Origin of the sequence: [Flexibacter] sp. ATCC 35103, assembly GCF_001975985.1 — a bacterium.
Taxonomy (GTDB): domain Bacteria; phylum Bacteroidota; class Bacteroidia; order Flavobacteriales; family Flavobacteriaceae; genus Flavobacterium.
In genome coordinates this window covers 33340-49430 of sequence record NZ_MTQF01000003.1, presented here as the reverse complement: position 1 = coordinate 49430, position 16091 = coordinate 33340, and the positions used below count along the sequence as shown (strand labels likewise).

The 16091-nt window shown below is 33.7% G+C and carries 13 protein-coding genes; all 13 read right to left on the bottom strand.

Features of this window, described 5'->3' with window-relative positions; translation table 11 throughout:
- Window positions 1-245 precede the first annotated feature (245 nt).
- The 13 genes from BXU01_RS04555 to BXU01_RS04495 all read right to left on the bottom strand — a co-directional run bounded on the left by BXU01_RS04555 (window position 246) and on the right by BXU01_RS04495 (window position 16078).
- A complete protein-coding gene (locus BXU01_RS04555) occupies window positions 246-2792 on the bottom strand; it encodes a T9SS type A sorting domain-containing protein (protein WP_083691927.1) in 2547 nt (848 codons plus the stop codon).
- Window positions 2793-3317: 525 nt separating this feature from the next.
- On the bottom strand, window positions 3318-4091 hold the full coding sequence (locus tag BXU01_RS04550) for a Bax inhibitor-1/YccA family protein (protein WP_083691926.1): 774 nt from the start codon (window positions 4089-4091) through the stop codon (window positions 3318-3320).
- Between the two features lie 167 nt (window positions 4092-4258).
- Complete coding sequence (locus BXU01_RS04545; RefSeq protein WP_083691925.1) at window positions 4259-5650, bottom strand: NADH-quinone oxidoreductase subunit N; 1392 nt, start codon at window positions 5648-5650, stop codon at window positions 4259-4261.
- A 64-nt stretch (window positions 5651-5714) separates the two neighbouring features.
- Entirely contained in the window at window positions 5715-7154 is a 1440-nt protein-coding gene (locus tag BXU01_RS04540) for a NuoM family protein (RefSeq protein ID WP_083691924.1), read from the bottom strand.
- 10 nt (window positions 7155-7164) lie between these two features.
- A complete protein-coding gene (nuoL, locus tag BXU01_RS04535) occupies window positions 7165-9048 on the bottom strand; it encodes an NADH-quinone oxidoreductase subunit L (RefSeq protein ID WP_083691923.1) in 1884 nt (627 codons plus the stop codon).
- A 6-nt stretch (window positions 9049-9054) separates the two neighbouring features.
- A complete protein-coding gene (gene nuoK, locus BXU01_RS04530; protein ID WP_017494599.1) occupies window positions 9055-9375 on the bottom strand; it encodes an NADH-quinone oxidoreductase subunit NuoK in 321 nt (106 codons plus the stop codon).
- On the bottom strand, window positions 9375-9914 hold the full coding sequence (locus tag BXU01_RS04525; protein WP_055097509.1) for an NADH-quinone oxidoreductase subunit J: 540 nt from the start codon (window positions 9912-9914) through the stop codon (window positions 9375-9377). Before BXU01_RS04525 ends, nuoK begins: the two co-directional genes overlap by 1 nt.
- Window positions 9915-10460, bottom strand: coding sequence for an NADH-quinone oxidoreductase subunit I (locus tag BXU01_RS04520; protein WP_055097507.1), 546 nt, complete (start codon window positions 10458-10460; stop codon window positions 9915-9917). It lies immediately after the preceding gene.
- Window positions 10461-10625: 165 nt separating this feature from the next.
- A complete protein-coding gene (gene nuoH, locus BXU01_RS04515) occupies window positions 10626-11684 on the bottom strand; it encodes an NADH-quinone oxidoreductase subunit NuoH (protein WP_206196602.1) in 1059 nt (352 codons plus the stop codon).
- Entirely contained in the window at window positions 11684-12715 is a 1032-nt protein-coding gene (locus tag BXU01_RS04510; protein WP_083691922.1) for a 2Fe-2S iron-sulfur cluster-binding protein, read from the bottom strand. The genes nuoH and BXU01_RS04510 overlap by 1 nt, the downstream gene beginning before the upstream one ends.
- Before the next feature lie 83 nt (window positions 12716-12798).
- A complete protein-coding gene (nuoF, locus tag BXU01_RS04505; RefSeq protein WP_055097506.1) occupies window positions 12799-14166 on the bottom strand; it encodes an NADH-quinone oxidoreductase subunit NuoF in 1368 nt (455 codons plus the stop codon).
- A 1-nt stretch (window position 14167) separates the two neighbouring features.
- Window positions 14168-14698, bottom strand: coding sequence for an NAD(P)H-dependent oxidoreductase subunit E (locus BXU01_RS04500; RefSeq protein ID WP_055097774.1), 531 nt, complete (start codon window positions 14696-14698; stop codon window positions 14168-14170).
- A 141-nt stretch (window positions 14699-14839) separates the two neighbouring features.
- Entirely contained in the window at window positions 14840-16078 is a 1239-nt protein-coding gene (locus tag BXU01_RS04495; protein ID WP_083691921.1) for an NADH-quinone oxidoreductase subunit D, read from the bottom strand.
- Window positions 16079-16091: the final 13 nt, after the last annotated feature.

Here is a 16091-nt window from a genome sequence, read left to right as displayed (position 1 = left end):
TTTTAATTATTTTAATTGAAATTCAATAAAATAGGAAAAAGACTATATTTGAAACTGGATATTGATTATTTTTTTACCTTTAAATCTATTTTTGAGTTCAATTTGATGGTATATTTGAATAAAAAAAAGAGTTAATTTGCCATTTTGAATATAGAATAACATATTAGTATTGAGTAAAGAAAATGCCTTAATATCAAAAAAAAGGCTTCCAATTGGAAGCCTTTTTGAGTATGTTTTACGTTGAACTATTTTTTTATAATCTTTTTGCTAAAAGTACCTTTGTCTGTTGTAATTCTAACAATGTAGTTTCCGGGTGTTAGATTGCTTAGATCTACAGATTCGATATTTTTTTCAATAGTTTTTAATAACATGCCTATTACATTGTAAATTTCTACTTTCTGAACGTTATCAGAAGAAATATAAAGTTGATTCGTTACCGGATTAGGATATACTTTTACTTGAGAATAGTCGAGATTTTCATTTAATCCTAATGTGCTGTAAGCTGTTTTTACATAAAATAAATTGGCAGTATCTTTTTTTGAAATTGTATGGTTTCCTGCTGCTACTGACACAGTAATAATTCCTGCTGTTGCAGTATAATTTGTTCCGTCAATTTTTGCAGTTCCTGCCGGTTCAACAAAAACTAATGTTAATGTGCTTGGTTGTGTAGTTGTGTAAGTAATAGTAGTTGCGGTTTCCATTTTTAGACACTGCGTTAAAGTTGAGCCATTATAAGTTACAGTTCCTTTGTTTGTAGCAAGGTTACCGGTAATGGTATAAAATGTGCTTACTTTTCCTGACAAAGTAAAATCATGAATTTGATCTCCTGCCGCCGGTATAGTAGTTCCTTCAACAGTTATTGTGCCTGATAATTTTGCAGGTGTTCCTCCAGTACCACTTGTTGTAATAGAAAAAGAGAGAGTTGATGTTGGAGTACCTGTTATTGTTATTGTTTTAGTCGTTGTGTTTTTTACGAAACTTATTCCTGATGCCGGTAATCCCGCTACAGTTGCATCTGTTGCATCGCCGCCCCACGTTAAGATCATAGGTTCAATTGCTGTTTCTGCAGCTACAGTTTGGTTTATATCGCTATCTGTAGTTAGCGTTTGACTGTTTTCAACAGTTGGTATTTCGTTTTGTACGGAAACTAATGTACTGGTATAGTTAGAAAGTGCTGACTTCAGAGCAGCAATCACCGTTGATGATTTATCGTCTGTAGCATTGTTGAAATTCCATTTTAAATCTCCGCCAGAAACTCTGCCTGCGTATTGCATTACTTTAGTTTTTGCAACCGAAGGTTCGTCGATTACTAGATTTTTTATGTAAAGTGATGCATCAGTATCAAAGTTGTTGTATGTATTTGCTCCAAGAACAGATTTTACAGTGGCCGGAACCTGATCTCCGCGATTGGCTGGAACGTAGGCATCAAAGTCAATTGTAGCATTTATTTTTCCTGAAATATTGTATAAAGGATTTGTATCTCCATAGGCAACAAATCGCATACTATTAGTAGCTATATCAGCATCAAAAATGTTGTTAAAAGCTTTGATATTACCTCCGGCTTCACCAGAAAAAGTACCTACTGTTCCTGCGTTATTTTTTTGAGCAGCCTCATCCCATGCATCTGTTCCCTGCATCGAAATCATCATAGGGTTTTTAGTATTACGGAAATAATTTCCTTCTACAAATAAAGAAGAGCCCATTGTTGATCCTGCTCCGTATTTTGAATTCCCATCATAATAATTGTTATAAATATGAGCAGAATAGAAACGAACACGTGGATGGCGAGAGTCAGAATGATCAAACCAATTATGATGATATGTTATATACAAACCGGTTGTTGTTCCTTCGCTCAAACCCAATAAACTGGCTTTACCGCTATCCCAAAAGTGATTATAAGCTAATGTGATATAGGTTGAACTTTTATTATCTAGAGCTCCATCTCCTTTTATTTGATCAGCATCACTTCCTGCATCTCCATAAAATAAATCACAATTATGAACCCAGATATGATCATTGTCTTGCTGCATTCCAATGTTGTCACCGGCTGTACTGTTGCAATTCATGAATCCAAGATTGCTAACTTCGATATTTGATGCTTTTTTAAGGCGAATTCCCATACCGTTTACAACTGCATCATTACCAATACCTTCTATGGTAAGGTAGCTATTTGCATTATTAGCATTTTCTATTGTAATATCTCCGCCCTCCATTATAGCCATATCAGTAATGTTTCCAATTAAGCGTATGATGAACGGACGTGTGTCTTTTCCTTTTTTAATTCCGTATAGAATATTTTGTAAGCCAACACAAGGATTTGTACTAGCTCCGGTAATATTCATCGAAATCGTATTTTTGGTGTTTTGTGTTATGTAAAGTATTACGGCATTATCTTTTGGTGTGCCATTTGCTTTGTATCCTCCAGGAAGTCGTCCGCCTTCAAAAGCAAAACCTGTTCGATCTTGTGCGATTACTGTTAATGCTGGAGTTGTTGATCCAGATCCTTCTACTGTTGCTGTGACTGGTTTTATGGTAATAGTATAGTTTCCTGCAGCAAGCCCTGGAATATCTGCGCGAAAATAACTTCCATAACTGCGAATTAGTTCGTTGTCGATTTTCTTGTTAGTTTGTCCACCTCCTGTATAATATACGTTATAGGTATCTGCTCCGCTAAGGGGAGTCCATTTTACAAAAGCCGATTCAAGCCAACCTGATGATTCGTTTATTACAACTTGTGACCATATTTGGCAAGAGGTCAATAAAAGCATTAGATAAAGTAATTTTTTTTTCATGATTGTGGTTTTTAAGTTAGATAAAGCGTGGTTTTTTGTGGTTTAACTTTTCGATTATTATTTATGAATAAATTGTAATCGATTACACAAACATAATCATAATTTTAATATTATCATTAATTTTGATATAAAAAATACATGATGTAAAAAAATAGATATTTTTTTGTTTATTTTGTAATAAATTGCATTAAATGTAATTTATTACACATTCGTAGCCATAAGGCTTAATGCGGTTTTGAAAGATTTTATTTATTTCTTATTATAAATTATTTTTATTGCGATTTTCTAATTTTAAATATTGAAACATAATATATAGTAGGAAAAAGAGTATAAATTATTTTTATTGTCAAAAGGTTAATTTCGTGATTCTGGTGGAAATTTAAAATTTTTGACATTTTCTCTTGGAAAAAGATGATGAATAAAATGTAATGAATAAAAAGGTAATCCTTGTAGTATTTTAAGAAAAGGTATAAAAAAAGCCTTTTTGAATTTTCAAAAAGACTTTGTATTTATTAGGGAAAGAAACTAATCTTTACTTGATAATTTTGATAGTAATCGTAAGAACTCGATGTACAGCCAAACTAATGTAATCATTAATCCCATTGCACCATACCATTCCATGAATTTTGGCATTCTTTCCTGAACTCCTTTTTCGATTTGATCAAAATCTAAAAACAGGTTCAGAGCAGCAATAATAATTACAAAAACACTAATTCCAATGCTCATCATTCCATTTCCGTAATGAACAGGAGTGAAATTAAAAATCAAAGAAGCTATCCATGAAATCAAATAATAAGTTGCAATTGCTAAAGTAGCAGCGATTACCACTGATTTAAATTGTTCTGTAACTTTTACAATTTTAAATTTATATAAACCTAAGCAAACCAAAAAGGTTACTAGTGTTGCGCTCACTGCATTAATTACAATTCCGGGATACTTAGCTTCAAAAATTGCAGAAATTCCTCCTATAAATAATCCTTCAAACATAGCATATCCGGGAGCTAAATATGGAGAAAGGTGGGGTTTGAATACTGAAATTAAAACCAAAATAAAACCTATTATTGCTCCGCCAATTGCAGGTAATAATGCATTCATTCCGTTAAATGCCATCCACCATGTTACCATTGCAGATCCGCATAATATTAAAAATAAAATAGCTGTTTTATTGATAGTACCTGACAAAGTCATTTCCTGATTGTAATCAATAATTTGAGCCTGGTGTACTTCTTCAGCTTTTGAAACAGCATTTGATGAAAAACGCTTGTTGCTTAAAAATGGATTTTTTGAATTGAAGTTCATATTTCTAATACATTTAATTGAACCCAAATATATGGAGTTTTTTTGAAGGTCGTATTGTTTCGGTTAAATTTTTAACATGAATTTCTCTTCTGAAACAAGCAGGTTATAAAATAAAAAATCCACTCGTGATAACGAATGGATTTCTATTTATTTTGAGTGATATTTTATTAGTTCAAAAGATCTAAAACCAAAGATGGAAACAAACCTAAAACAATATTTAAAGTTATTGAAATAACCGCAACTGCATAAATAAGAAGAGGTTTCCCAGTACGTTCCTGATTTGGTTCTTTAGAATACATCGCTAAAATTAATTTGAAATAATATCCAACACTAATAATTGAATTTATAACAGCAACAATTACTAAAGCAATATATCCTGCCTGGATAGTTTGATTGAATAAGAAAAGTTTAGCAAAGAATCCGGAGAAAATAGGAATACCAGCCATTGATAATAATGATCCTGTTAGGATTGCAGCTAATAAAGGATTTGTTTTTCCTAAACCATGAAAATTAGTAATGTCTTCATTATCCTGATTTTTACAAACATAAAGTATTACACTAAAAGCAGCGATTCCGGCCAATGCATAAGCAGCAGTATAATATAATAATACTCCCGCTGAAGTTGCTACAGTTAATAAAGTCATTAACATAAAACCTGCATGAGAAATCCCGGAGAATGCCAACATACGTTTTACATTTACCTGACGTAATGCCATTATGTTTCCAACTGTCATAGAAGCGATTGAAATAATTACTACAATAGTTTCAAAAGTTCCTAAAAGATCCTGATTGTCTAAAGACGGAACCAGGTTTAATGTTGAAACCAATTTATAAAGTGTTGCAATTGCTACAACTTTTGCCAAAGTACTCATTAAGGCAGTTGTTAATGCAGGAGATCCTTCGTAAACGTCTGGTGCCCAGAAATGAAAAGGAACAGCAGCTACTTTAAACAACATACCAATTATCATTAAAATCATTCCGATAGGAAACCAGATTGGCAATTCAGCAGATAAAGAACTCTCGTGAATTTCTGCAACATCAAAACTTCCCATTGCTCCGTAAATTAAACAAATTCCGAATAAGATAATTCCTGATGCAAAAGATCCCATCAAAAAGTATTTCATACCCGCTTCATTACTTTTTAAATTTAATCTTTCACTTGCCGCTAATACATAAAGAGCAATTGAAAGGATTTCGATTCCCAGGAAAAACATTGCTAAATTTCCAAAAGAAACCATTGCAACTCCTCCAGCTAACAAAAAGATTTTTATCGCAACAAAATCAGAGATTTTGGTTGGATGATTTTCGTAAAAATTATGGCTTAATGCTACTAAGAAAATAGTTAGAATAATAAATAGTGATGAAAAAGTGGTAGAGAACTTACTCACTGTAATCATATTATTATAGTAACTTGCTGTTGATCCAAACTCGTAATAGTTAAGTGCCAAAACACCCAATAAACCAATAATGGTAATTGGAACAATGGCCTTTCTTAAATTAAGAATTTCAAACAATAGGCAAAAAATACCCAATCCTGTTATAGCTATTAATGTATTCATTTTTGTTTTTTTGATTTAGGAAATCTAAAACTAATGACGCCCTAATTTATTTTTATTTAAAATATTAATTTTTATTGATAACGTTTAGAATTGTTTCTAAACTTGGTGTAATCAAATCTGTAATTGGTTTAGGATAAAAACCGAAGAAAATTAAAACAGCGATAATTGCTACGAATGAAATTCCTTCATTAATAGTAACATCTGCAAAAGTTTTAGAATTCGTTTCTCCTAACATTACATTTTGAAACATTTTAAGCATATAATAAGCTCCTAAAATAATAGTTGTTCCACCTAAAACAGCAAACCAAACATTGATTTGAGAAAGACTATATAAAACCGTAAATTCTCCAACGAAATTAAAAGTACTTGGCAAAGCTACTGAAGCCAGTACCAAAATTAAAAACATAGAAGTGAATTTTGGAGACTGAGTACGAATACCACCCATTTCATCAATTTCTCTGGTTTCAAATCTTCTAAAGATAACCTCCGCAGCAAAGAATAATCCTACCACAACAAAACCGTGGGCAATCATTTGCAATACAGCTCCGCGTAAACCATCTATAGTTAAAGTATAAGTTCCTGCAGCAATTAATCCAACGTGTGCTAATGAAGAATAAGCTAATAATTTCTTTAAATCTCTTTGTCTTAAAGCTACGATTGATCCATAGATAACTCCGGCAATTCCTAAAGCGATAAAAATGTTCATGTATTCTTTTGCAGCCAAAGGTGCAATTGGCAATTGCCAACGAATAACGCTATATAATCCCATTTTTAGCATGATACCAGATAAAAGCATTGTTCCAACAGTTGGTGCTTTTTGGTATACATTTGCTTGCCATGTATGAAAAGGAATAATTGGAATTTTAATCGCATAAGCGAAGAAGAAAGCTAAGAAGATCCAAAGTTGCTCAGAAGCAGATAAATTCAATTTGTATAAATCTTCAATCAGGAAACTTCCGGCTTTTGTATATAAGTAGATAAAAGCTACTAACATAAAGAGTGAACCTGCAAGTGTGTAGATAAAGAATTTAACTACTGCTTTTCTGCGCTCTTCAGCATCTCCATTACCCCAAATAAGAGCAATAAAATAGATAGGAATAAGTGCTAATTCCCAGAAAATATAATATAAAAGACCATCTGCGGCAAGAAAAGTTCCCGTCATAGCAAACGCCATAAATAAAATTAAAGCATAAAAACCTTTAGCATTTTTGTATTCATTCCCAAAAGATGAGAATATAATAATTGGCGTTAAAGCTACCGTTAGTAAAAGCATTGCAATCCCTAATCCATCAGCATTTAAAGCAAATGATATTTTAGGTTGATTAATCCAGGCATTTACAAAACTGATGTTTTCGCCTGCATAAAAATGATTTAGCAATACAATTGAACAACCTAAAGCGGCCAAACTAAAGAACAAAGCTACTTTTGATGCTAGTTTATCACCGGCAAAATAAGTGACAAATGCACCAATTAAAAGAATAATTAATATAAGAGAAACGTTCATAGTTGTAAAATTATTTAGCTAAAAATATATAGGAAACAATGGCACAAAGCCCCAAAACAAATGCAAAAAGATATAATCCGATACTTCCGTTTTGTAATTTTTTACCTTGAAAAGCTATTTCATTGGTTATTTTTCCTAATCCAAAAACAAGAGTAGATAAACCAGTCTCAATATAGTCTCTGAAAAATCTTGATAATCCGTTAATAGAGCGAACGAATATTGCGTCGTAAGCTTCGTCTACATAATATTTGTTGTGTAAAACTTTGGTTAAGCCTGTAATGTTTTCATCTGCTTCAGGAACATTATCTTGTTTAAAGTATTTAATGTAAGCAATTAAAATACCTAATAATCCGCCTAAGACAGCAACTCCCATCAAAGTATATTCAGTTGTTCCTAAATGATGTTCTTCACCGGCTACCTTTGTGAAAAGTGGCGCTAAATATTCATTTAACCAGCTATTTCCAGGTAAACTTATTAAACCGCCAAAAGTAGCAAGAACAGCCAAAATCATCAAAGGAAAAGTAATTAATCCGTCACTTTCATGCAAATGATGCTTTTGTTCCTCTGTTCCTCTGAAATCTTTAAAGAAAGTTAGGAACATTAATCTAAACATATAAAATGCTGTCATGATTGAAGCTATAGATCCTACAACATAAAGTGGAATATTATGGTGGAAAGCCGTTAACAAAATTTCGTCTTTAGAGAAGAAACCAGAGAAAAACGGAACACCTGAAATAGCCAATGATGAAATCAACATCGTCCAGAAAGTAATTGGCATTGCTTTACGCAAACCACCCATTTTACGCATATCTTGTTCTCCGTGTAAACCGTGAATTACAGAACCTGAACCTAAGAACAAACAAGCTTTAAAGAAAGCGTGTGTTATTACGTGGAATACAGCTACTTCATAAGCACTAAATCCTAAGGCTAAAAACATTAATCCTAATTGAGAAACGGTAGAATAAGCAAGTACTTTTTTAATATCAGTCTGAACTAAACCAATTGTTGCAGCAACTAATGAAGTAATAGCTCCAATAACAGCAATAACAGTTTGAACATCCGGTGCTAAATCAAATACAAAGTTCAATCTTGTTACCATAAAGATACCAGCCGTAACCATTGTTGCAGCGTGAATCAATGCAGAAACCGGAGTTGGTCCAGCCATCGCATCAGGTAACCAAGTATATAAAGGAATTTGTGCAGATTTACCACAAGCCCCAATAAACAAGCATAAAGCAGCTAGTGAAAGCAAAGGTATATTTAAGTTGGTTGCTCCTGCAATTGCAGTTTTTAATGTTGCATAATCTAAAGTAGAGAACATTGAGCCTATAATGAACATTCCAATTAAAAGACCTAAATCTCCAATTCTGTTCATGATAAAAGCTTTTTTCGCAGCATCATTGTAATCCTGGTTTTTATGCCAGAATCCAATTAATAAGTAGGAACAAAGTCCAACACCTTCCCAGCCAATAAATAAAACTAATAAGTTACTTCCTATTACAAGCGTAATCATGAAGAATACGAACAGATTCAAATATGCAAAAAACTTGTGCATATTTTGGTCATCGTGCATATAACTTATAGAGTATATGTGAATCAATGATCCAATACCGGTCACGAATAATAACCAAAGTAATGATAACTGATCTAATAAAAATCCAAGATTGATATGTATGTTGCTAATTTGAATCCAGTCAAATAAAGTAACCTGAACGGCTTGTTTTGTTTGGGTTAATTGATTGAAAAAGAAAAGCGTCACGGCAAATGAAACTACTACAGCAGCAGTCCCAATGATTCCTGAAACTGTTTTCCCTAAGCTCTTGCCAAAGAAAACATTGATTAAAAATCCTAAAAAAGGAGATAAAACTAAAAGTAAAGCTAAATTGGTATCCATTTTTATTTATCCTTTTAAATTTTTTAAATTATCGATACTAATCGAACCTAAATTTCTAAAGATCGAAACTAAAATAGCCAATCCAACTGCAACTTCTGCCGCAGCAACCGCCATCGAGAAGAATACAAAGACTTGTCCTTGTGCATCTTGATGATAAGTCGAAAAAGCAACAAATAAAAGGTTAACAGCATTCAACATGATTTCGATAGACATGAAAACGATAATAGCATTTCGTCTGTACAATACACCAAAAATACCAATACAGAAAAGTACAACACTTAAAAAGATGTAGTTTTCAATACCTATTTGATTTAATATATTACCCATTATTTATTTAATTTTTCTTTTTTAGACAATAATACAGTTCCAATCATGGCTACTAATAGCAAGATTGAAGCGAATTCAAACGGAACCATATATTCGTTTAGTAATATTTTACCAAGTACTTTGATCGATTGGAAATCTTCTCCTGTTGAATCGTATTCTCCAACAATTGGTTTAGAGTTGATGAAAATTGCAATCAATACAATGCAAATCAAACAAAAAGAAACGATTGCGCCTAAACGTGTAATTCTAGGTCTGTGTACATCTCGTTGTTCGTTTAGATTCATTAACATGATCGTAAACAGGAATAAAATCATAATTGCTCCGGAGTAGACAATAATGTGTACGATTGCCAAAAATTGAGCATTTAAAAGTAAATAGTGACCCGCAATAGAAAAAAAACAAATCACTAAATAAATAGCACTATGAATTGGATTTCTGCTAAAAATAGTAAGGAAAGCAGTAATCACTGTAATAAACGCTAAGAAACAAAATATAATTTGTACAGTTGTTGCGTGTGCAAAATCAGGAATATGTATCATTTAATTAGCATTATTAAGTTGAGCATTTTTGATCGCCACGTCAAGAGGCATCACTAATCTGTCTTTTCCAAAAATGAAATCTTCTCTTTCGTAGCTTGAAGGAACTAATACTTTTGAAGTTGTCAAATAAATGGCATCTTTTGGACATGCTTCTTCGCACAAACCACAGAAAATACAACGCAGCATATTGATTTCGTAGATCGAAGCATATTTTTCTTCTCTGTACAAATGTTTTTCGTCAGCTTTACGTTCAGCAGCTTTCATGGTAATAGCTTCGGCTGGACATGACAAAGCGCATAATCCACAAGCTGTACAGTTTTCACGACCTTGTTCGTCGCGTTTTAACTGATGCTGACCACGATAAACGGGACTCATTTCACGCACTTGTTCAGGATAATGAATCGTCACTTTTTTTCTGAATAGGTGTTTAAATGTGATAATTAATCCTTTCACAATCGCCACAAGATACAATCGCTCTAAAAAAGTCATCTCTTTATTAGAGACCATCTTTTTTCTACCCGATAATGATATAGTTTCTATTGACATTTTTACTATTATATTTATGATTCAAAATTTGAAATTAAATCAAATCAAAATCTATTTTATTTTTATTTGAAGCTTTTCCTGCTATCCGCTATATCTTTAATTTTTCTAAAGAAAAAAAATTAAAGGATATCGCTTCTATCACGGCTAGCCTTGGTAAGACGTTTTTTAAAATCCTAAAGCAGCTGCGATATCGTGTCTTAATATAACAACACCTGTGATCATAATATTAATAATCGAAAGCGGGATCAAAATTCTCCATCCTAAGTTCATTAATTGATCGTATCTAAATCTTGGAATTGTCCAACGCACCCACATATAGAAAAATATGAAGAAACATATTTTTGCAAACAATACTGCAATTCCTATTACATTACCAATATTTACACCTACATTTTCAACCATCCATTCCATTCCAGGATAGTTATATCCACCAAAAAATAGTACAGAAATAATAGTTGCAGAAGTAAACATACTGGCATATTCAGCAAATAAATAGAATCCCATTTTCATTGATGAATATTCTGTATGATAACCTCCAATTAATTCGCTCTCACATTCGGCCAAATCAAAAGGAGTTCTGTTCGTTTCTGCAAATGAACAAATTAAGAAGATCAAAAATGACAAAGGCTGATAGAAAACATTCCAGTTCATTCCTTGTTGTTGCAATGAAATTTCTTTTAAACTCATTGTTCCGGTCATCATCAATAATGCAATCATTGATAATCCCATCGCAACTTCATAAGAAACCATTTGAGAAGCTGCACGAACAGCTCCCATTAAGGAGAATTTATTGTTAGAAGCCCATCCACCAATCATAATACCGTAAACACCTACTGAAAGAACTCCAAAAATGTATAATAAAGCAATATTAATATCAGTTGCCTGTAGAATAACATCTCTTCCAAATACATGAAGTCTGTCTCCCCACGGAATTACTGCACTTGTCATTAAAGCGGTACTCATGGCAATTGCCGGACCTACAACGAATAAAAATTTGTTAGGTGTATTTGGAAAAAATTCTTCTTTCGAGAATAATTTCATACCATCAGCAAGAGGTTGTAATAATCCTCCCCATCCTGCACGGTTTGGTCCTACACGATCCTGAAGAAAAGCTGCAACTTTACGTTCAGCCCAAGTAGAATACATTGCCATAATCATTGTTACAGCGAAAACCACAACAATTACAACACTCTTTTCTATAATAAACGCACCATCTACCATCATTAAGAATTTTTGTTGTTAGTGTTTAATGGAATTTCAGCCATACTAATTTTTTTACGGTCGATATCTCTACCCATAAGGATTGTTTTTTCAGTATCGATTTGTACTTTCTCTAATTTTTGAGTATAGTTATTTTGATTGATAACAGAATCTTTTTCAAATTCTCTTGGTCCTTCAATAACCCAGTCATTCACATTTTTGTGATCAAAACGACAAGAGTTGCAAATGAATTCTTCTACTTCATGATACTCATCTTTACGACCAGTTACACGTTGAATTTCTCCTCCAAACATCCATACAGTTGTTTTTCCACAACATCCCGGAGTTGTACATTCTCTGTGTGCGTTATAAGGTTTATTAAACCAAACTCTTGATTTAAAACGGAAAGTTTTGTCTGTTAAAGCTCCAACCGGACAAACGTCTATCATGTTTCCTGAAAATTCATTATCGATAGCTTTTGAGATTCCAGTTGAAATATTAGCGTGATCACCACGATCTAATACTCCGTGAACTCTGTTGTCTGTCAATTGGTCTGCAACTTGTACACATCTTTGACATAAGATACAACGGTTCATATGTAGTTGAATATTTGGACCAATATCTTCCGGTTCAAATGTTCTTTTTTCTTCAATAAAACGTGATTTTGGATTTCCGTGTTCGAAGCTTAAATTTTGTAAATCACATTCACCAGCCTGATCACACACTGGACAATCAAGTGGGTGGTTGATTAATAAAAATTCTGTTACAGATTTGCGGGCTTCCGTTACTCTGTCCGAAGATTTACTGTTTACTTCCATTCCGTCCATACAGCCTGTTACACAAGATGCCATTAATTTTGGCATTGGTCTTGGGTCAGCTTCACTTCCTTTAGAAACTTCAACTAAACAACAACGGCATTTACCGCCACTGCCTTTTAATTTTGAGTAATAGCACATGGCTGGCGGTACCAAATCTCCACCAATCATACGTGCAGCCTGCAGGATCGTTGTTCCTGGCTCTACGTCTATACTTTGACCGTCTATGGTTACTTTCATCTTTGTTTTGTTTTTTTAGTTTCAGGTTTAAAGTTTCAGGTTGTTGAACTTGAAACTAAAAAAACTTGAAACTTGAAACTATTTTAAACTGTTTGTTTGCCTACTAAATGTTTTACTTGAGAGAAAGGCTCGGCAACAAAGTGCTCTCTGTTTTTTATTTTTTCAGGGAAACGAACGTGATATTCAAATTCATCTCTAAAATGACGAATTGCGGCTGCTACCGGCCAGGAAGCTGCATCACCTAATGGGCAAATTGTATTACCCTCGATTTTGCTTTGAATACTCCATAACAATTCGATATCCTCTTCACGGCCTTGACCATTTTCGATTCTCCATAATATTTTTTCTAACCAACCTGTTCCTTCACGACAAGGCGTACATTGTCCGCAAGATTCATGGTGGTAAAAACGTGCAAAATTCCAAGTGTTTCTTACCACACATGCAGTGTCATTGTAAACGATAAATCCTCCAGAACCTAACATTGATCCGGTAGCAAAACCACCATCACTTAAAGATTCGTAAGTCATTAATCTGTCTTCGCCATTTGCTGTTTTAAAAATCAATTCAGCAGGTAAAATTGGCACTGAAGATCCTCCTGGAACAAATGCTTTCAAAGGTCTGCTGGAAGACATTCCTCCTAAGTATTCATCAGAATTCATGAATTCATCAACGCTTAATCCTAATTCAATTTCATAAACACCAGGGTTCTTAATATGTCCTGAAGCAGAAATTAATTTAGTTCCTGTTGAACGTCCAATACCGATTTTTGCATAGTCATCACCAGAATTGTTGATGATCCAAGGCACAGTAGCGATTGTTTCAACATTATTTACAACTGTAGGGTTTGCCCAAAGTCCTGAAACTGCTGGGAAAGGTGGTTTGATACGAGGATTTCCTCTTTTACCTTCCAAAGATTCTATAAGTGCAGTTTCTTCTCCACAAATATAAGCTCCGGCTCCACAGTGTACATGTAATTCTAAATCGTAACCTGTTCCTAATATATTTTTTCCTAACCAACCGGCAGCTTTAGCTTCGGCGATTGCTCTTTCTAATATTTTGAAAACCCACATATATTCTCCACGAATGTAAATATAGGATAGGTTAGCGCCTAAGGCAAAACTAGAAGTAATCATTCCTTCGATCAATAAGTGAGGAATAAATTCCATCAAATAACGATCTTTGAAAGTTCCGGGTTCTGACTCATCGGCATTGCAAACTAAATGTCTTGGTTTTCCTGACTTTTTATCAATGAAACTCCATTTCATTCCTGCAGGAAATCCTGCTCCACCACGGCCACGAAGTCCTGACTTTTTTACTTCTTCAACAACTTCGTCCGGTGTAAGCGTTTTTAAAGCTTTTTCTACAGATGCATAACCGCCATTTTGACGATATACTTCATAAGTTTTAATACCAGGAACATTGATTTTGTCTAATAATATTTTCTGTGACATCTTATTTATCGTGTAATATTATTTTATCATCTCTGCAATCAGCAATTAACTGATCGATTTTTTCTTCTGTCAATTTTTCTTTGTAGAAATCTCCTAACTGCATCATCGGAGCATATCCGCAAGCACCTAAACATTCTACTCCGGCAATGGTAAACATTCCGTCTGGAGTTGTTTCGCCCATTTTAATACCTAATTTTTCAGAAGTGTAATCCATTAAATTTTCAGCACCATTTAAGCAACAACAAGAAGTCTGACAAAATTCGAACATATATTTTCCAATTGGTTTTTGGTTGTACATGGTATAAAAAGTAACCACTTCGTAAACCTCAATTGGTTTTATATGTAAAATTTCAGCAACTTTATCCTGTAACTCAATACTCAGCCAGTTATCATGAGCATCCTGCACTTCGTGCAAAACAGGCAGCAAAGCTGATTTTCTTTTGTCTTCAGGATAATGGCTGATCAATTCATTGATGCGGGACATCAATGCTTCAGTCATATTTATTTCTTGTTTGTAATGTTTACGTTCCATTTTTATTTTGGATTTTAGTCCCGAATCTTCGGGATTAGATTTTAGATTTTTCAATCTGCAATCTATAATCTACATTCTGCAATCTTTTTATTTTAGATTTTTAATTCTGATTTTAATCCGGAATCTAAAATCTATAATTTTTTAGGCATCTAATTCTCCGGCAATGACATTTAAACTTGATAAAATAACAATTGCATCTGATAATAAAGCACCTTTTATCATTTCAGGGTATGCCTGGTAATAAATAAAACAAGGTCTTCTAAAATGTAATCTATACGGGGTTCTGCTTCCGTCAGTAACCAGATAAAAACCTAATTCTCCGTTACCTCCTTCAACAGGGTGATAAATTTCTGCAACTGGTACAGGAACTTCTCCCATTACAATTTTAAAGTGATAAATTAAAGATTCCATTGAAGTATAAACATCTTCTTTTGGAGGCAGGTAGTAATCAGGAACTTCTGCATGATATTCATTTCCGGCTGGCATTTTATCTAATGCCTGGCGAATAATGCTTAAACTTTCCCAAACTTCAGCGTTACGAACACAGAAACGATCGTAAGTATCACCTGATTTTCCAACAGGAACAATAAAATCGAAATCTTCATATGAAGAATATGGTTGTGCAACACGAACATCATAATCAACTCCTGCAGCACGTAAGTTTGGACCTGTAAATCCGTAAGCCATTGCTTGCTCTGCTGAGATTGCACCTACGTTTACGGTTCTGTCAAGGAAAATTCTGTTTCTTTCAAATAAGTTTACAAATTCTTGCCATGCAACAGGAAAATCTTTTAAAAATACTTCCAGTTTGCGGAAAGCTTCTGGTGACCAATCTCTTTCGAAACCACCAATTCTTCCCATATTTGTTGTTAGACGAGCACCACAAATTTCTTCGTAAATCTCATATACTTTTTCTCTAAATTGAAATACATATAAGAAACCGGTATAGGCTCCGGTATCTACGCCCAGAATCGAGTTACAAATCAAGTGATCTGTAATACGTGCCAGCTCCATTACGATAACTCTTAAATATTGGGCACGTTTAGGGACTTCAATATTAAGTAATTTCTCTAAAGTCATCCACCATCCCATATTATTAATAGGAGAGGAGCAATAGTTCATACGGTCTGTAAGAGGCGTAATTTGATAAAAAGGACGATTTTCGGCAATTTTTTCGAAAGCTCTGTGGATATAACCTATAGTGGGTTCAGCTTCAAGAATTCTTTCTCCATCCATCAACAGGATATTTTGAAAAATACCGTGAGTGGCCGGGTGTGTTGGACCTAAATTCAATACTGAAAGCTCGCTTCCGTCTTCATTTAGTTTATCCTTTACTATTTTAGCATAACGATGCTCTGGTGGTAATAATAGTTCTGACATTTTATAATGTTGA